16 protein-coding genes, 1 tRNA gene, 1 pseudogene and 2 riboswitches are annotated in these 18,532 nt (G+C 27.2%); of the genes and pseudogenes, 3 read left to right on the forward strand and 15 right to left on the reverse strand.

Annotated features, from left to right (window positions below; translation table 11 throughout):
* Positions 1–65 precede the first annotated feature (65 nt).
* Positions 66–2,189 carry a ferrous iron transport protein B gene (gene feoB, locus ACYUE0_RS04120; protein WP_460269588.1) on the reverse strand — a complete coding sequence of 708 codons (2,124 nt, stop codon included), beginning with the start codon at positions 2,187–2,189 and terminating at the stop codon, positions 66–68.
* Between the two features lie 98 nt (positions 2,190–2,287).
* Complete coding sequence (locus ACYUE0_RS04125; protein ID WP_199869605.1) at positions 2,288–2,533, reverse strand: FeoA family protein; 246 nt, start codon at positions 2,531–2,533, stop codon at positions 2,288–2,290.
* Between the two features lie 266 nt (positions 2,534–2,799).
* Between ACYUE0_RS04125 and ACYUE0_RS04130 the strand changes: the two genes are divergently transcribed.
* The 3 genes from ACYUE0_RS04130 (at position 2,800) to ACYUE0_RS04140 (ending at position 4,606) form a co-directional block, all read left to right on the forward strand.
* Entirely contained in the window at positions 2,800–2,964 is a 165-nt protein-coding gene (locus ACYUE0_RS04130) for a DUF1540 domain-containing protein (protein ID WP_082761228.1), read from the forward strand.
* Positions 2,965–3,431: 467 nt separating this feature from the next.
* Positions 3,432–3,698, forward strand: a complete 267-nt coding sequence (locus tag ACYUE0_RS04135) for a hypothetical protein (RefSeq protein ID WP_460269589.1) — start codon at positions 3,432–3,434, stop codon at positions 3,696–3,698.
* A gap of 35 nt (positions 3,699–3,733) precedes the next feature.
* The gene (locus tag ACYUE0_RS04140) at positions 3,734–4,606 is read left to right on the forward strand and encodes a polysaccharide deacetylase family protein (RefSeq protein ID WP_460269590.1); all 873 of its coding nucleotides are present in this window, start codon (positions 3,734–3,736) and stop codon (positions 4,604–4,606) included.
* Positions 4,607–4,689: 83 nt separating this feature from the next.
* Here the strand turns inward: ACYUE0_RS04140 and ACYUE0_RS04145 are convergent, their stop codons facing one another.
* From ACYUE0_RS04145 to ACYUE0_RS04205, 13 genes and pseudogenes are all read right to left on the reverse strand, one after another.
* On the reverse strand, positions 4,690–4,968 hold the full coding sequence (locus ACYUE0_RS04145; protein ID WP_061995994.1) for a cysteine-rich small domain-containing protein: 279 nt from the start codon (positions 4,966–4,968) through the stop codon (positions 4,690–4,692).
* A gap of 104 nt (positions 4,969–5,072) precedes the next feature.
* Positions 5,073–5,930 carry a YitT family protein gene (locus ACYUE0_RS04150; RefSeq protein ID WP_460269591.1) on the reverse strand — a complete coding sequence of 286 codons (858 nt, stop codon included), beginning with the start codon at positions 5,928–5,930 and terminating at the stop codon, positions 5,073–5,075.
* Positions 5,931–6,067: 137 nt separating this feature from the next.
* A riboswitch (cobalamin riboswitch) is annotated at positions 6,068–6,245 on the reverse strand.
* Between the two features lie 607 nt (positions 6,246–6,852).
* A riboswitch (cobalamin riboswitch) is annotated at positions 6,853–7,025 on the reverse strand.
* Positions 7,026–7,103: 78 nt separating this feature from the next.
* Entirely contained in the window at positions 7,104–8,111 is a 1,008-nt protein-coding gene (locus ACYUE0_RS04155; protein WP_061995992.1) for a proline racemase, read from the reverse strand.
* 2 nt (positions 8,112–8,113) lie between these two features.
* Positions 8,114–9,418 (reverse strand): annotated as a pseudogene (gene prdD / locus ACYUE0_RS04160) (proline reductase cluster protein PrdD).
* A gap of 147 nt (positions 9,419–9,565) precedes the next feature.
* Positions 9,566–10,291 carry a D-proline reductase (dithiol) protein PrdB gene (gene prdB, locus ACYUE0_RS04165; protein WP_081496300.1) on the reverse strand — a complete coding sequence of 242 codons (726 nt, stop codon included), beginning with the start codon at positions 10,289–10,291 and terminating at the stop codon, positions 9,566–9,568.
* Positions 10,284–10,550 (reverse strand): CBO2463/CBO2479 domain-containing protein, encoded by a 267-nt coding sequence (locus tag ACYUE0_RS04170; RefSeq protein ID WP_341473510.1) that lies wholly within the window; start codon positions 10,548–10,550, stop codon positions 10,284–10,286. Before ACYUE0_RS04170 ends, prdB begins: the two co-directional genes overlap by 8 nt.
* Before the next feature lie 97 nt (positions 10,551–10,647).
* Complete coding sequence (gene prdA, locus ACYUE0_RS04175; protein ID WP_460269592.1) at positions 10,648–12,759, reverse strand: D-proline reductase (dithiol) proprotein PrdA; 2,112 nt, start codon at positions 12,757–12,759, stop codon at positions 10,648–10,650.
* Positions 12,760–12,771: 12 nt separating this feature from the next.
* Positions 12,772–14,070, reverse strand: a complete 1,299-nt coding sequence (gene prdC, locus ACYUE0_RS04180; RefSeq protein WP_460269593.1) for a proline reductase-associated electron transfer protein PrdC — start codon at positions 14,068–14,070, stop codon at positions 12,772–12,774.
* Positions 14,071–14,401: 331 nt separating this feature from the next.
* A complete protein-coding gene (locus tag ACYUE0_RS04185) occupies positions 14,402–16,177 on the reverse strand; it encodes a sigma 54-interacting transcriptional regulator (protein ID WP_460269594.1) in 1,776 nt (591 codons plus the stop codon).
* 278 nt (positions 16,178–16,455) lie between these two features.
* The gene (locus ACYUE0_RS04190; RefSeq protein ID WP_460269595.1) at positions 16,456–16,758 is read right to left on the reverse strand and encodes a hypothetical protein; all 303 of its coding nucleotides are present in this window, start codon (positions 16,756–16,758) and stop codon (positions 16,456–16,458) included.
* A 142-nt stretch (positions 16,759–16,900) separates the two neighbouring features.
* Positions 16,901–16,975 (reverse strand) — tRNA-Glu (locus ACYUE0_RS04195).
* 120 nt (positions 16,976–17,095) lie between these two features.
* Positions 17,096–17,671: a pentapeptide repeat-containing protein gene (locus tag ACYUE0_RS04200; RefSeq protein WP_460269596.1), complete on the reverse strand. Its 576-nt coding sequence runs from the start codon at positions 17,669–17,671 to the stop codon at positions 17,096–17,098.
* A 35-nt stretch (positions 17,672–17,706) separates the two neighbouring features.
* Positions 17,707–18,450, reverse strand: coding sequence for a flavodoxin family protein (locus ACYUE0_RS04205; protein ID WP_460269597.1), 744 nt, complete (start codon positions 18,448–18,450; stop codon positions 17,707–17,709).
* Positions 18,451–18,532: the final 82 nt, after the last annotated feature.

Here is an 18,532-nt window from a genome sequence, read left to right on the forward strand (position 1 = left end):
AATTATTTACAATAAAAAATGAACTGAATTTTATCAGTTCATTTTTTTATTACTTCAACAACTGCTTATATAGCAATTCTATATATAGTAGTTGTTATAAAACATACTATAAATGCTACTACTGTAGGCATAACTAAAGAAAATAAAGCCCATTTCCTACTTCCTGTCTCTTTCTTTATTGTAAGTATTGTCGTTGCACATGGAAAATGCAACAAGGAAAATATCATCGTATTTAATAATGTTAAATAGGTCCAACCATTATTTATCAAAATATTTTTAAGCATGTCTAAACTAGTATAATCTACCATCGTACCATTTGCTAAATATCCCATTAAAAGTATTGGAAGAACTATTTCATTAGCTGGTAGCCCTAATAAAAATGCCATTAATATAAATCCATCTAATCCTATTAAACTTGCTATAGGATCTAAAAAATTAGCAATATGCCCAATTATACTCATATCTCCTATAATAATATTACTAAATATATATATAAGAACCCCTGCTGGAGCTGCTACCTTAATAGCTCTAACTAATACAAATATAGTCCTATCAATTATAGAAGTATATATAACCCTCATTATTTGTGGTCTTCTATATGGTGGTAATTCTAATGTGAAAGAAGAAGGTATACCTTTTAATATAGTTTTTGACATTATTAATGAGCTCAATAACGTTATTATAACACCTAAAATCACTAAGCCCACAACTATCAATGCAGCTAATATTGAATTTGCTGTATTAGATGCAAAAGTACCGCCTACAAAAATCATTGATAATGCTATTAATGTTGGAAACCTTCCATTGCAAGGTACAAAACAATTCGTAAGTATTGCAATTAATTTTTCTCTTGGCGAGTCAATTATTCTACAAGCTATAACTCCAGCTGCATTACATCCAAATCCCATACACATTGTTAAAACTTGTTTACCATGACAACATGCCTTTTTAAATGCTTTATCTAAATTAAAACAAATTCTTGGTAAATACCCACAATCCTCAAGTATAGTAAATATAGGAAAAAATATAGCCATAGGTGGTAACATTACTGCAACTACCCATGCAACAGTCTTATACATTCCTAAAACTAAAATATTAGTAAGCCAAATAGGACTATTTATACTTTTAAAAAAGTTTAATAAATGTGGTTCTAAATTGTTAAACATGTCAGCTAATAACTGTGATGGATAATTAGCACCCTGTATTGTTATCCATAAGATCACAGTCAGAAGTATAAGCATTACTGGTATTCCAAATTTTTTTGATGTTAGAATATCATCTACTTTTTGTTGTTTTAAAATTTGATTTTCATCTTTTTTTACTGTCTCTTCTGCAATATAGGAGCAGTTTTCATATATTTTTAAAGCAATTACATCTCTAATAGAAGTTGCTTCCTCTATAATTTCTTTAATTTTTTTAGTATCTTCATCATCATATAATAAAAAATTTTCATCCACATATTTGCGTATAGACTTTATAATAGTTTCATCTCCATCTAACAATCTTAATGAAACCCATCTATAGTTCATATCATTATATCTTTTATATAATAACTTAGATATAAAATTAACCTTTCTTTCTATATCTTCACCGTAATCTATCTTAAATGGCTTTTCTCTTTTATATTCTTTAGTGTATACTTCTAAATTTTCCTTTAAATCCTTGATTCCTTCACCATTCCTCGCAGAAGTTACAACAACAGGAACTCCTAATAATTTTTTTAATTTTTCAATATTTATTTCTATATTTTTCTTTTTAGCCTCATCAATCAAATTCAAACAAACTAAAACCTTAGGATTAAGTTCTAAAATTTGAATTAATAAATTTAAATTTCTTTCTAAGCAAGTTGCATCTACAACTACAACATTTAAATCTGCCTGTCCAAAGCATATATAATCTCTAGCAACTTCTTCTTCTGATGATGTTGCTAACAATGAATACGTTCCTGGTAAATCTACCAAAATGTACTCATTATTTTTATAATTAAAATTTCCTTGAGAATTTACTACTGTTTTTCCTGGCCAATTTCCTGTGTGTTGGTGTAATCCAGTTAGTTCATTAAAAACAGTACTTTTACCTGTATTAGGATTTCCCGCTAACGCTATTATATATTGATTGCTTTTATTTTTTTCAACAATCTTAATGTCTTTTAAATTTTCTTTTTTTGTTGAATTAAAAGTTAAACCCATCTTTCACCTCTAAAAAAATTGTTTAATAAAATAAATCTATTTTTATTACCTTTATATAAATAAACTAGAATTTCAAATTATATATTAGTATAAAATTTTTATAAAATACTTTTCTTCACCAAAATATTTTCACTTTCTTCTTGTCTAAGCGCTATGCATGTTTCTCTTATAAGATAAGCTACTGGCTCCCCAAAAGGTGATTCTCTTAATATATAAATTTTAGTACTAGGCACAAATCCTAGGTCTAATAATCTTTGTTTGCTTAATCCTGTAGATAAAACTGATTTAATTTCTACAGTCTCACCTACTTCACATTCACTAAGTTTAAATATTTTATCCTCCATAAACCATTCCCTACCTTTTGTTAATTGATTTTAACATTTGTAATCTCATTACATATTATGTAATTTAATATACATTGGTTCTTAATATATATATTTATATAAAATATGCTATTTAAATGAAATCCGGTATTATTTTTATTATTTTTTTTGGATTTTTACCCACATTTTGATACACATAATATTGCTTATATTGCTCACAATATTACTATAATGATTAAAGATTATAAAATTTCTTTAATCAATAAATTTAGAGGAGGTAATTAATAATGAAACAAAATGAATCAATTGGATGCACTGTAGAACAATGCGAACACCATGCTAAAGACAATAACTATTGTACATTAAACAAAATAGAAGTAGGTACTCATGAAACTAATCCTACTATGCCTGAATGTACTGATTGTAATAGCTTTAAAAAATGTAATCACTAATTAAACTATTTTATAAAATTTTGAAATATAAAATAGCATTTTTAGTATACATTTTTTAATAATTAGTATTTATTACTAATATATTAGTAATATTGATATTAATTATTAAAATTGCATAATGGAAATAAAATCTAAAGATTACCCTTAAAGATATTCATATGAGCTCATATTATACAAATTATAAATTGTTAAAATTTAAAATAATTTTTCATTAAATATTTTTTTTACTATCTAAATAAGATATTTAATAAATCTAATTTATAGCTGTATAATTCAGTTGTTAACAACTTTTTTTAGAAAAGTGGAAGATTTTCTTCTGCTTTTCTATAAATAAAATTATCATTTAAAGTAAATATTTGTCTCTAAAATATTTTTGTAACATTTTTGTAAAAACAAAAGTAAAATATAGGTTTATAATTTAATTTGTAGTGTTATGAAAAAATATTTAGTTAAAAGGAGACATAAAAATGAATGTTTCATATAAAAATACATCTAAATTAAAGAAAAAACGAAACCGTTCTATTCTAATTTTTACTTTAGTAATATTTGTATCTTTTATATCAATTTTTTATTGCAATTATAAATTAAATCAATATAAAGATGAAAATACAAACTTAAAATCTAAAATAAATTCTTTAGATGTAGATATAAACGATTTAAAAAGTAAAAATTCTAAGTTATTAGAACAAAAAAAGGATTTAGAGTCTAAAATTAACTCATTATCAAAGCAATAAAACAGTATATTTAATGGTTATAGGGGGGTAATCTGATGAAAAACAGGACAAGCGTTTTATTTGTAAAAATTTTGCTTATTTTTACAATATTTATTCTCATTTTTACTTTATTTATAAATTCAAAAGCTATATTAGCAAAGTCTAATACTAAAACTTTATCAGCAACTATTGAAAATAAGATGGCTGAAAAAGATAAGTTAGCTAAGGAAAATATTTCCTTAAAGGAAACTGTATCAGAAAAAAAATCTCAATATAATGAAGTTTTATCAAATACTAAGATCGCATATCTAACTTTTGATGATGGGCCATCAAATCATACTTTGAAAATTTTAGATATTTTAGATAAATATAATGTAAAAGCTACTTTCTTTGTTAACTATAAACCGGGAATGGAAAGTATATACAAAAAAATATCTGATAGAGGACATACTTTAGCTAATCATACTGCTTCTCACAGTTATACTAAAATTTATGCTAATAATGAAAGTTTTTTAGGGGATATACAATCTTTAGATGAAAAACTAAAATCTATAACTGGTAAAGAACCATCTAAAATTTTTAGATTTCCTGGTGGTTCTAATAATAGAGTAAATGGTCATACTGATGCTAACTTTATGCCTGGATTATCACAATATATGACTGATCTTGGTTATACTTTTTTTGATTGGAATATAGATTCTATGGACGCAGCTACTTTTAAACAAGATAAAAATGTAATAATCCATAGTATCCTTGATAATACTCCATATGTTAAACAAGCAAATATATTAATGCATGATTTAAATCCTAAAACAACTACTGTAGATGCATTATCTAACGTTATTGAGGGATTAAGAGCTCAAGGTTTTATTATTGAACCTTTAACCCATGATTCAGCAAAAATACAATTTACTCCTGTTAATGAGTAATAATTATAAAAAGTTATAGCCACCAATAAAATTGGTGGCTATAACTTTTTGTAGTACTCTATTTAAATTATTAATGATTATTGCTATTTTTTATATTTTTCCTTTAAAAATTTATCTACTCTCTCATTATTTACAGATACTATTTTATTAAATATATAATCATATCCATTTTTTGAATGTGGTATCATACAATTAGTACAATCCTTTATTCCATTACTCATTACATTATTTCCACCACAATCTTCAAGAAAGTATAATGGACAGTAGCAAAATAAGCAATTGAAATCTTCCTCTTTATTTACCTTGTGACAAGGAAAAAATTCGCAATTTTTGTGTTGAAAAAACTTATAATTCTCACTCATGATATTATCTCCAATCCCATAATTAATATTTAAAATTTACTTTTATTTTAACATTTTATTTCAAATTTATCTAACATTCAAATAATTTTCCAAACGCTTACTGATTATATAGCAGACTTTAAAAAGCCTTTTCCCTGAACTTCCATCGCGTCTGAAACAGAAACTAATGCTCTTTTATCTATACTTTCTATCAATTTTTGTGCATTATTAAGTTCCTTTTCTGAAACCACAGAATAAATAATTTTTCTTTTAACACCAGTATAAGCGCCTTCTCCATAAAAAAACGTAGTACCTCTTCCTAAACTGTCCATAATTGCATTTGATACTTCATTTTCTTTTTCAGTTACTATTATTAATATTTTCTTTTGATTAAAAGCATTTATTATTTTATCTATAACTTTAGATTTTACATACATAAGCATCATTGTGTATAGTGTTAACTCTATATTTGTTATGAAAATTCCTAAAGCCACTATTATTCCATTTAATGCGAAATATAATGAAGATATTTTAATTCCTCTATTTCTTCTTATTATTATTGCTATAATATCTGTTCCACCTTGTGATGCTCCTTGTCTAAATATTATGCCCATACCAATTCCACTTAAAATAGCTCCAAAAAATGTAGCTATAACTACATCATTTACAACAAATCCTTTAAGTAATTTGTCTGTTATAACTAATGCTAATGACATAGATACCATTCCAATAATACTCAAAAAAATAAATTCCCTATCTTTTAAAAATTTATACCCTATAACAAATACCGGTAAATTTATTATAAATACCCAGTATCCTGAAGGAATATCAAGAATATATTGAAGTATAAGAGAAATTCCAGCTATACCTCCACTTAAAAGTCTATTTGGTGAAATAAAAATATTTATTGCTATAGCATAAAGTATACTTCCAAAAATAATTTTAATTATCTTTAAATATATATTGTTATATTTTAAATTCATATCAACATCTCCTAATGAATAACTAAATTTTATATTATTTATATAATTTTTAGCTACCCTTTTCATGTAATCAAATAACAATATACATATGTCATATTAATTTTAATCAATTTTTGACTTCTCCTTCCCTCCGAAAGATTATCATAAGATTGTAGGCAGGTTTCCTGACTTTGTAATCATCCTCATTTAGTCCTTCCCAGTTTTAACCAGTGGATATTCTAAACTTGTCCTACTTACAGTAGCGGGGGCTGTAGTGGATTTTAACCACTTTCCCTTTTACCCTTAAATTAAGGCACCTATAAACCCTATATTTTTTTCTTTATTTTTTTCTTTTAAATTAAACATAGGAGAGAATAAAACATCTCTCCTATAGCTTAAGTGTGTAAATTTAATAAAAGTTAATTTTCTACATATAAGACTTCAGTTAGCTATGTGTCTAAACTAATTTTAAATATAAGCAAATTCTTCACAATTATTATTTTTTAGGTATCTAAAATTTAAACTCTAATGGCAATTAACTGAAACTTATCAAATAGAAATAATTTAAAGTTTATAAAAAATATCTTCGTAAAACAAAGATATAATATAGCATAATCTAAGTAATTGTAACTTATATACATTACTTTTTCCTTTGTAATTCCAAATTATTATTTTATTTTATAAGAACATGTTATCAATTTTTCAATAGTTTATCAAGTCTACTTAAATTTTTATTAAAACTTTAGTAGATAAAGAGTATTTTTTAATATTTAACCTCTATCTACTAAAGTCAGGTAAATAAAAGTAATTTAAGTTATTGGAAATATATAAAAAACCTTCGTAAACTTTACGAAGGTTTATATAACAAATATTAAATAATATATTTAAATTGAATTAAATATACGAATTCAAAGATTGTTACAAATTCTTCCCTCCGAAGTTTTATAAAACAAAGTTCTAGGCAGGTCTCCTGGCTCACGCATCATCCTACACCATCCTTCCCAAAATAATTCAGTGGATACTGGTTCGTCTGCGTTACAGTAGCGGGGGCTGCAGTGGATTTCAACCACTTTCCCTTTTAACTCTTTTTAGAGCACCTATTACACAATATTTACTTTATATTTATAATTATACCACGAAAAAATATTTTTTCAATAGTTAAAATTTTTTTTATTTACTTATTCTTTTACTTTTTTAAGAAAGTTTAAATCCAAATTTAACAGGGTCTGTATCATCAATAACAAAATGATTAAATCCAGTTATATATGCACTCGCAGTTATTTCTGGTATTATACCATTAAAATTATCAACCTTTGTTGTTCCTAATATTCTTCCTTTAAACATAGTTCCTAAAATACTTTCATAGATAAATTCTTCACCCTCTTTTAATAAACCTTTAGCATGAAGCGCTGCCATTTTTGCACTTGTCCCTGTTCCGCAAGGTGATCTGTCTATTTGTCCATCTCCAAATACAACAACATTTTGAAGTGTAGCATTTATGTTTTTTGCTGGTCCATATATTTCTACTAAATCTACAGTTTTTATATGTTTTAACGTAGGATGTTCTATTTTTATAGTTTTGTTTACTATATCTCTAATTTGCAAACCAATGTTTGTAATCTTGGCAGAATTTTTAGGATCTATCTCAATTCCTAAATCAGATGCTTTAACTAAAACAAAAAAACTTCCCCCAAAGGATATATCAACTAATATTTTTCCTATTTCCGGCAATTCTATTTTTATATTTTCTTTATATAAAAATGCTGGTACATTTTCAATAGATGTTTCTATAGCTTTTCCATCTTTAACTTTTACAGTTGCTTTTATTAATCCTGCTGGAGCTTCTAATGTTATATTTGTATATGGTTCCTTGACTTCTACCATACCGGTTTCAACTGCTACTGTGGCAGCACCAATAGAACCATGTCCACACATATTAAGATATCCACCACCATCCATAAATATAATGCCTAAATCAGCTTCTTCTTTAGTTGGCTGAGTTATTATTGATCCAAACATATCTTTATGACCTCTTGGTTCTAACATTATAGCTGTTCTTAAACTATCCATATGTTCTTCTAAATAAGATTTTTTTTCCGGCATAGTTTTTCCTGGTATTTGTGGTACTCCTCCTACTACTATTCTTGTTGGTTCCCCCATTGTATGTGAATCTATAGCTTGAATAGATTTTACTACTTTCATTTTTATTCCTCCATTTTTCTCATTTTCAATTTTAAAAATGCTAATGCTTTCTTAGCATCTAAAGTTGTAACTGTGTTCTCACCTACAACTTCTGTTTCTATACCCTGCTTATTTTTATTGAAATCAACTATTGTATCCATATATTTATTTTTAACCACAAATTGAGCTTGTGTCCCTACAAAACTTAACCCAACAACCGGAATTCCTCTTTTACCTATTTCTTCAACAGTATTGGCAAAGTCTACATGGCTATTTCCCCACCCATCTAAGGATAAAATAACACCATCTGCCCTCATAGCTTCTGCCCAAGTTGCAGCCCTCTTTCCAACAAAAAATTTATCTTTGTTACTTTGAGGTGTTCCTACTATCATAATTCCTAACAAATCTATATCTTTATCATCCGAAACTAACTCCACCAAAGGATCCTTAAAATGATGCTTTGTTGTTTCCTTTGTAGACGGCCCTATTCCCATATTAAAATCACCTCCACAATATAGCTTCTATAAGTTTTAAATTTCACCTTAAACATAAATATATTTTTAGTGCATTGCTCTTAAAGCTCCATCCCTATATTCATTCGGTGTTAATATTATTGGAATGTTTCCCATATCAATTATAGATTTAGCTCCTATAGAACTACATGGTTCATTACCTAATAAAGCTGTATCATACATGGCCCCTTGTCCTGCAACTTGCTTTATTATAACTACTTTTTTGCCCTCTTTATTTACTTTATCGTAATATTCATGTTTTTCATCACAATATCTGCCATTAATATTTTTAAGCAATTCTCTTATATTTTGAATTACTTTATCACAACATTTATGTATTTCTAAAATTGTTTCTCTTTCACTAGCTCTCCCCTTATTTACTACCACATCAAATTGAATAATTATATCATCTATGTCTGGAGTGCCTGCCTTACCAAATACAACTTGTTCATTTAAAATTCCTTCTGAACTTCCAAACTCACCTATTTGAATTCCGTTGTCATCTACCCCATTTATCATAACAGTTACCCCTGTTATAACATGAGTTATTCCTTCTCCTAATTCTCCTAAAACCTTAGTTGCTATAGGATAAAAGTCCATTATAGAATTTACCAATATATTTCTTTCATTCTTATAAATAATATTTAAATCTATGGATTTTATAATTTCCCTATCAAATTCTATATCTTCCATAATATTTTTTCTTATGTATAAAGTTTTATTGTCTATAAATGTTTTGTCATAAAATTTAACTTCTTCAATATGAAAAGCCCTAATTACAAGTTTTCTTAAATTTTTAAATTTATACATAGACATACCTCATAATAATTTTGTTTTTGTTAAAAAATATAAACATAAATATTCAAAAAATTTCATTTTTATAATTTCTTGTAGTATTTTTATATGTGAGAATTCCGATTTTCTATTAATAGAAAATCGGAATTACTATTATAATTTTATTTATTAAACTTTTGCTATATATTCATATGGAAGTGATACTATTTTTCCTGGAGTATCTATTTCAATTAACTTTCTTAAAGTATCTTTTAATATATTTATCTGCATTTCTCTGTTATTTGGTTCACCAGCATTAGCTCCCATTGGAACAAGTGGTGCTACAGCCCTTGGTGTACCAGTTTGTCTTACAACTGGTGGTAATGCAGCTATACAAATCGTAGGAATCCCTGATTCCTCTATCGCTCTCTGTACTAATACAGCTGAACGATGACAAGTTCCTCATCCTGCTGTTAATACTACAGCATCTACCCCTTCTTCTTTTAAGATTTTAGCTATTGCTGGTCCTGTTTCATGAGTAAATTTTTCTTGGTTTCCACCACCACCCATAAAACCTATATGCGTTGGGGCTATTTCCTTTATAAATCCTTCTTCTTTTAACTCCCTTAATCTGTCTATTGGAAACATACAATTTATATCCTTATTTACATCTCCATTATCATATCCACCGTGAGACACCATTAAATCTTCTGTTTTAACATCTCCTGGTACTAATCTATAAGTAAAATCTCCTGCTAGATTGAATCTTTTATCACTTTTTAAATGAACTCCAGCAGCAGTTGCAAAAGCTATCTTCATATCTTTTAGTTCTTTTGTAACTGGTGTCCATACTGGTGTTGGTGTTATTGGCACAAATATTTCTGATTGTAAATTATTCACAACAGTACTAACCATTTTGTGTTCCATCCTTTCTTTCTCTCTTCATTAAATTGCTTACATATTTATCATTTGGTTCTTCTTTTAAAACTTCTGGAAAACTCATTTTAAATCCTACTTCTTGGCCTAATTTTAGAGGATAATCAGTTATAAGCATTCTCATTGGAATTTTCATATATCCAAGTCTACCTTTTAAATCCATTGCAACACATCCATCATGTATTTCAACTATTATGCCTTGCATTTCTATAATCTTATCATCATACTTCATTTGCACTCCTCTTTTCATAAGGCATATGAAAAGAAATAAGAAACCAAAGATTCAAAGCATATTTGGTCTATTATTTATTTGATTATGCCTAAATAGAATTTAATTACTTTGTTGAATATTTTTCTAATCTTTTTTGACTCATAGGAATAGCTGTTTCATTTTCTACTCTAACTATGTTTTTGCTATATATTTTTTCTATTTCTTCCAAATTATTTTCTTTTACATTTGAGTTCCATTTTCTTTCAGCTGCTTTTACATCTTTCCCCGCCATAGCTGATTTAACCATTTCTAATGCCCTTATTGCATCTTCTTTACATAAAGTATTGCATCCTAAAACTTCATTTTCAATTCCTGCTTCTGATTTATTATTATCTACCATATACTTCATGTATTTGTTTCCAACAACTAATGCTCCTTGAACTGCACAGAATGACATTCCCACACATGGAACATCTCTCATTCCAATTTGCTCAATATGAGAAGCAAAATCTATATGATTATTTCCAAATCCTTCTGTTGTAACTATAGCGCCATCAACATCCATAGCTTCAACCATCATCCCAAGTCTTTCTGAAACATAGAACTTTTCAGCATTTATTTGTGGTGAACCTACAAATATAACTCCTGCTAAATCTATATTCTCATCATTCATAGCTTCAATTACTAATGGCTCTCTCCAATAATGTCTTGAACATTCTTTAGATGCTGGTCCTATACAAGTTAAAGCATGTATACCACCGTCTAAAACTTCAAGTGGTGATAACATAACCGGTACATTACCAAGGTCAACGTTAGGTTTCCCCCCTAAAACACCTACTGGCTCTTGAGGTAATATTAAGTTATCATGCATAGCTCCTTGTCCCATTATTTCTTTAACTAAAATAACTTTTTTCTTTCCTGGTCTTCTATATTGAACTAACTCTTCTGTTGAAACAACTAAACTTTCATCTAATTCTTTAAGCGCAGTTCTTATTTCCTGTGTTATAAAATCCGTTGCTTTATGAGCAGCTAATGGTCCTGGTCTTTCCATGTTTGTTCCTCTAGCTATAACAACTTCTGATTTTATAAATATATCACCTTTATCTGGAGCACCTGGTCTATTCCACATAATATTTTCATCTAATATACCTTCTGATGAACCAAATTCTCCTATTTGAACTCCATCCTCATCAGTTCCAGTAACCATAACTATTACACCATCAAGTACTTTAGTTACACCTGTACCTACTTTAGACTCACCTTCTTTAGTAGCTATTGGCTGAACATCCATTATAGTTTCAGAGTAAGTATGATATTTATCCGGTGTTATTATGTCTATTTTTATAGATTTTACTAACTCACTTTCATTTTGAGCTTGATTACAAATATCTTCTCTTATGTATAATGTTGTTCCTTCTATTTTTGTTTCTGGTCCAAACTCAACTTTATCTATTTTAAAATGTTTTTTAGTTAAATTTCTAACTTTTTTAGGTTCTAAAAGAATTTCATTTTTCGCAGTCTCTTCTTTTTTTAATGATTTATTCTCAACAGCTCCAGAAACTTTTTTTATTAAATTTTCTTTTTTATCTTCAACTGTCATAGGAAATGAATTTAAAGGTACTTCTATATCTATTCCTTTTCCCTCTTCAATTTTAATTTTTAAAATTCCACCATTTATACAAGATGTTATTCCCTGATTTTCTTTTACAACTTCTTTATATCCTTCTAATAACTCTGCTGTTATAGGAGTTAATGCTACAGTATCTACAGATAACACTTTTCCTAAAACTTCTTTTACTGTTAAAACTCTCTCGCCTAAATTAACAAGTAGTGAATCCTCTAATTGTTCAAAATACATAGGATTTTCTAAATCGCTTTCATTTATAATTTCACCACATTTTTTATTTATCTTTAAAACAGCTTTTGCATCTTCATCTATTTTAAATTCTTCTTTTTTAGTCTTGTCATTATTACCTTCTAATTCTTTAACACCTTCTAATACATCTTTAGTTAATGGTGTTAATGAATCTATTGTTTTTAAAAGTTTTGCACCAATAACTTCTCCAACCTTTAAACAATCACTTGGAATGTTTAAAAGTCCTGAGTCAACCATATCTGGGAATATATCTGGATCTTCTAAATTATCTGCTGAAATTATAGTTCCAGCTTCTGTTCTACAACAAACTACAGCAACTTCATTTTTCAAAGCTTCTGCATGCTTTTTAGTCATTGACATAATAAATTCCTCCTAATCTATTTTCAATCTTCTAGTTAATTTATGATTAACTGTTCTAAATACATGGTCTGTATGATGATACACAGCTAATCCTAATTTAGGTGCAGAATTCATAACAGTATTAGAACAATCACTACAATTGGCTATTATTATTCTTTCTGCTCCATCTTTTTTAAATTTCATTACAACAGCTGCTTGGCCTGGGCAATCTCCTGGTGTTTTGCATTTGTTAGCACCTTTTATTTTGACTATATTTTTGCAATCCATTACAGAAACCACATTAGCCTTCATTTTACTTGCAATATCTCTAAGTCTTTCTTCATTGGCACCACAAGCACATACTAATAAACCTACATTACCTTTATACTCTGGAAACGTCATAGTAACTATTGCTCCACCTGAAGTTTTTGTTACAATTGAATTATTAAGCTCCCCTGCTTTTCCTGTATATGGTCCACCTATAACGATTTCTCCATATTCTCCATCAATGCCCCCACATTCATCTATTAAAGAACTTATTTTCGTTCCTATTGGCACTTGTAAAAATACTTTTTCTTCTAAATCTTTTAGTTTTCCTGCAACTGTAATATCTTTATCTATAACAGGTTTTCTATCTTCCACTGCTCTTTTTATATTTACAAGAGTTTCAGCATTTAAAACCACAACATCAGCCTCCACTGGAAGTTGTGTAGGTTCTAGCCAAACACCTAATACTTCGTGTATTAACGCTCTTTCTTCTCCTGCTGGATATATATCCTTAAGCTCTTTAACTTCTATATTTTCTTCATTTGCTATTGCTTTTTTTATTTTTTCAATAGCCTTTTCATTCTTACCTTTAATTCCTATATAAGCTTTTGGTGCTTTTGTGACTTCCATAGCATATTTAATACCTTTAATAACATCCATGGGATTTTCTTCTAAAACTTTTATATTATGTTTTAATAATGGTTCACACTCAACACAGTTAGCTATTATACAGCCATCTGGAATTTCAACATTTAATTTCACATGAGTGGGAAAACCAGCTCCACCTGAACCAACAATTCCAGCTTCAAAAATATATTCTTTAACTGTAGTACACTCTTTTATCGGTACATAGTCATTAGTTTGACTATCATCTTTCAATATTTTTATTTCATTTTCAGTGATTTCTTTTACTTCACCTGAAATACTAGCATGTATCTTAGCACCTAGTCCCTTATTAGGTTCTCCTATGCACTGACCTCTTTTTACTTTTTCTCCAACCTTAACTATTGGCTCACAATTAGCACCTATATGCATTTTTAATGGTATTTTAACTATATTGTCCATTTTTTTACCTCACACATTTCAATATTTTTTATGTAAACCTCGTCAATATATGTAGTCATAGTTATATTTAGCAATTTATATGCCAACTTTTGTATTATTTGTAAAACAAATAACAAATACCATTGAAATAGCCACTGTGAATAAAATAATATTCACAGTGGCTATCTTGTTCTTATTTTAAATATGTCATTTTTTTGACACTTAAATTTATAATTTTATTGTTTTTTTATGAGAACCTATTGATTTATCTTCCTTTATTGAAGGTGACTTATTTTTGACATATCTGTCATTTTTCTGACATTATTAGTATAATTAATTAACTTGAATATTTTTAATTTATTTGATTTAATTTATAATATAAAGTACTTCTTTTTATTTTAAGCATTTCTGCTGCTTTTACTTTATTTCCATTACATATATTCATAACTTCTTTTATTAAATTACTTTCTAACTGTTTTACTCTTTTTTCCAAATCATACTTATCAATAATGGCATTATTTAATCCCATTATTTGTGATTTATTATATTCTAAAATATAATGTGGTATATTTTTTATACTAATTTTTTTATCAGTTGATAATACTACCATCCTCTGAACTACATTTTTTAACTCTCTTATATTTCCTTCCCATTTATAACTAGATAAAATTTCATATATTTCTTCATCAACAGAAACAATATCTATTTTTTCTTTTTGAGATATTTTTTTAATAAATAAATCTATAAAGTTCTTTATATCCCCTCTTCTTTCTCTTAACGGTGGAAGTTCTATTTGAACTATTGCTAATCTATAAAACAAATCACATCTAAAAGATTTTTCTTTTATAGCCTTATTTAAATCTTTATTAGTTGCTGCTATTATCCTAGTGTTCGTATTAATAAATTTTTCGCTTCCTAATCTATTTACAACACCATCTTGTAAAACTCTTAATAATTTACTTTGCATACCTATAGGCATGTCCCCTATTTCATCTAAAAATAATGTACCATTATTAGCAAATTCAAACATACCCATTTTTCCCTTTTTAGTTGCTCCTGTAAAAGCACCTTCTACATATCCAAAAAGCTCACTTTCTAATAAATTTTCTGGTATCGCACTACAGTTCACTGCTACAAATTCGCCTTTTCTCCCACTGGCTTCATGTATTGATCGTGCAAAAACTTCTTTTCCAGTACCACTTTCTCCTGTAATTAATACTGAAGTTGATGTTGGCGCTACTTTCTGAGCTAAAGAAATTGCCTCTATTATTTTTTTACTTTTCCCTACTATATTTAAAAATGTATAATTATTAGAAAATTCTTTGCTATACGCTTTACTTAAAGCCTCTACTTGTGCATTAGCATTTTCTAATTTTTCAGACAAACATACGACCTCTGTAATATCTCTATCTGTAGAAACTACCGCTATCATATCATTTTTTTGATTAAATATAGGTATTACGCTTAATATAACTGATTTTCCAGTCATTGGCTCATGATGAATATTTTCTAATGGCTTTCCTTCCTTCAAAACTTTCGGTATTATTGGATTGTTAAAATGTTTTTTCACATTTTCTCCAACAATATCACAAGCTTTTAACTTATATAATTTCTCCGCACTTTTATTCCAATATATTACCTTTCCATCCACATCACAAATACATATAGCTTCATGTATATTATTAAGTATATTATTTTGCAAACTAAACATTTCATCAATTTTTATGTAAAAACTATCTCTTAAATTATTACTAGTGAGAACCCCTATAACCTTCCCCTTTTTTACAACTGGAACTCTACCAATATTCTTTTTAATCATCATATCTCTGACATCTCTTGCAAAATCATGGGGAGAAACTGTAAAAACATTTTTAATCCCATGGTTTATAATTGAATCTTCGAAAATATTAATTTCAGGATATTTTGAATTAATATTTTCAACTTTAGCTAAATCATTTCTTGTAAAAATCCCCTCTAATCTATCTAATTCATTTATAATTATTACTTCATCTAAATTATTTTTAATCATTGCTTCTGTTGCATATTTTACAGTATCATGGCTAAAAACTTTTACAAAATTTTTATTCATAATGTCTTCTGCTTTGTATATTAATTCTTCTAAATTCATAAAATCTTCCTTCTCATACCATTTTTATATTATTAATTTTTGTATATCTCATAAATTTTTATAATAGCTATTTTATTTGTTATATATAATTATATATATTGTAGATAATGTTATCTACAGTTTCCTGATATATTAAAATAAACTATAGGATTCCAAATTAAATTTTAAGATTATTGAATAAATTTAAATTAGAGCTTGCTTCTCTATAAAATTTCAATTTAATAAAAAACACTAAGAATATATAAATACAATTGCATTCTATACTCTTAGCGTACTATTTATTTACATTTTTTATTTATACCTTCAAATAAGTATTCTAGATAATCTGTATCTACATTCTTCTCTTTTAAAATTTTAATTCTACATTTTGCTCCCTCTAATGCTTCTCTACCATTGAGATAATCCCTAGCTTTAACACAATTACTTGCATATTCTATTAAATAATCAATTTTTAAAACTATATTAGCAAGATCATCATCTCCATTATTAACTAACTTTAATAATAAGTCATATACTTTTGGTGAAGTAGTATCTCTTACACTATTTAACAAATCATTGTTTTTACTTGTTTTCTTAGGCATTTTAATCTCCTTATTTAAATTATTTTTTTCAATTACATATTTCTCATTTTCTATTATAACAAAAATAAGGCCATGTATACTTTTCGTTCTATACATAACCTTATTTTTGCTAATTAAATATTAATAACTTTGAGATATTTAATGGTGACCCATAGGGGAATCGAACCCCTGTTACCACCGTGAGAGGGTGGTGTCTTAACCGCTTGACCAATGAGCCTCAATACAAGTCTAATTATATTCCTAATGTTTAAAACATTCAATATTTTTCTTTTAAATTCCTTATTTCTTATTTCTATAGTTACTTATCCTCTATTTAAATTATAAATACTATGTCTTTCTATTTTATTACTATATCAAAATATTTTAATAGCATAGCTGCATCAGGAACTGTAAATATTGCTTTTTTTAATTTATTTGCCTGTGGATTAATATCATATTCTTTAGCATATGAAAAATCTGCTTTTGATAAATTACAATCTAAAAAAACAGATTTAGTTAAAGTTGTATATGTAAAATCACACTCTTGTAAATTTACCTCTATAAAATCGCATTCTTTAATTATACTTCCCTTAAAAGAAGTCTTTTTTAATGAAAGTCTAGAAAAATTACAACTATTTATTAAACTTTCAAAAAATTTTACATCTAATATGAAATTGTCACATTTAGTAAAGTTTATACCCACTATTTTACATCCCTCAAATGTTACATTTCTAAATTTTGTATCATCCACATTTATTAATGCTAAATTACATTCCTTAAATATACAATCTTCAAAAGTTGAACATGAAAAGTCTCCTTGTAAAAAATCACAATTTAGAAACTCACATTGTTCAAAGTTTTTTTCAATAAGAAATTTACTTTCTTTAATATTGCTAAATTTTTTTCTATAATAATCATTGTCTAAAAATTCCATATTACACCTCTTGTTAAATACTTTTTTATTGAATTTTATAACTTTTTATCTACTGGTTTTATATTTTTCACTAATATATTAAATAGTAGACTACCTGTAACTTTACCAATTACCCCTACTTTTTTAGGCCTATAATATATTTTATCTATCCAACATTTTTCTTTCCAATAATTTTTATCAACTTCAAAAATATTATTAGCTAACGCTCTTTGAACTTGATAAGTTGTTATTTGTTTCATAGTAATACTGTATGACATCCCATCAGTATTTAAATGTTTTATAAATGGTAAAATTTCTTTTTTTTCAATTTCTTTATCTAAATTCGATATGGTTCTCCCTACTTCACTAACTATATCAACACCCCATTGAACTAAACCTTCCTCTAATGATCTAAAGGTATTTTTTAGTCCTGAGCCTGCTGTTGTAGCTACTAAAATTACTGGCTTACCTTCAAGTACAGGTCTATGAAACCACCTACAAGTCCTATCTAAAAATGTTTTTAAATTTCCACTCATATTGTTGATATAAACTGGTGTTCCTATAACAATCCCATCACACTCTTCTAATTTTTTCATTAAAAATTCCATATCATCATCTATATTACATTTATTTTTGTAAATACAATATTCACATCCATAACATGGTGAAACTTTGTAATCTTTTAAATTTATAACTTCAATATCATACCCATGATTAGATAATATTTTTTTAATATTTTGTAGAACAGTAAAAGTATTCTTTTTTCTATAGCTAGAATTTATAATTAATATTTTTTTCAATAAAATCACCACCAACTATCAGCTAATATATTACTAATTATACAATATAGATAAAGAAATCACTATCAGCACTTATAACATA

This window comes from Clostridium sp. CTA-19 (assembly GCF_054767855.1).

Bases quoted from the DNA above. Each gene is read 5' to 3' on its own strand.
- feoB (WP_460269588.1), bottom strand. From the start codon at position 2,189: ATGGGTTTAACTTTTAATTCAACAAAAAAAGAAAATTTAAAAGACATT.
- ACYUE0_RS04130 (WP_082761228.1), top strand. From the start codon at position 2,800: ATGAAACAAAATGAATCAATTGGATGCACTGTAGAACAATGCGAACAC.
- prdA (WP_460269592.1), bottom strand. From the start codon at position 12,759: ATGTCAATGACTAAAAAGCATGCAGAAGCTTTGAAAAATGAAGTTGCT.
- prdC (WP_460269593.1), bottom strand. From the start codon at position 14,070: ATGGACAATATAGTTAAAATACCATTAAAAATGCATATAGGTGCTAAT.
- ACYUE0_RS04125 (WP_199869605.1), bottom strand. From the start codon at position 2,533: ATGGAGGATAAAATATTTAAACTTAGTGAATGTGAAGTAGGTGAGACT.
- ACYUE0_RS04200 (WP_460269596.1), bottom strand. From the start codon at position 17,671: ATGGAATTTTTAGACAATGATTATTATAGAAAAAAATTTAGCAATATT.
- ACYUE0_RS04150 (WP_460269591.1), bottom strand. From the start codon at position 5,930: ATGAATTTAAAATATAACAATATATATTTAAAGATAATTAAAATTATT.
- ACYUE0_RS04140 (WP_460269590.1), top strand. From the start codon at position 3,734: ATGAAAAACAGGACAAGCGTTTTATTTGTAAAAATTTTGCTTATTTTT.
- ACYUE0_RS04135 (WP_460269589.1), top strand. From the start codon at position 3,432: ATGAATGTTTCATATAAAAATACATCTAAATTAAAGAAAAAACGAAAC.
- ACYUE0_RS04190 (WP_460269595.1), bottom strand. From the start codon at position 16,758: ATGCCTAAGAAAACAAGTAAAAACAATGATTTGTTAAATAGTGTAAGA.
- ACYUE0_RS04185 (WP_460269594.1), bottom strand. From the start codon at position 16,177: ATGAATTTAGAAGAATTAATATACAAAGCAGAAGACATTATGAATAAA.
- ACYUE0_RS04145 (WP_061995994.1), bottom strand. From the start codon at position 4,968: ATGAGTGAGAATTATAAGTTTTTTCAACACAAAAATTGCGAATTTTTT.
- ACYUE0_RS04155 (WP_061995992.1), bottom strand. From the start codon at position 8,111: ATGAAAGTAGTAAAATCTATTCAAGCTATAGATTCACATACAATGGGG.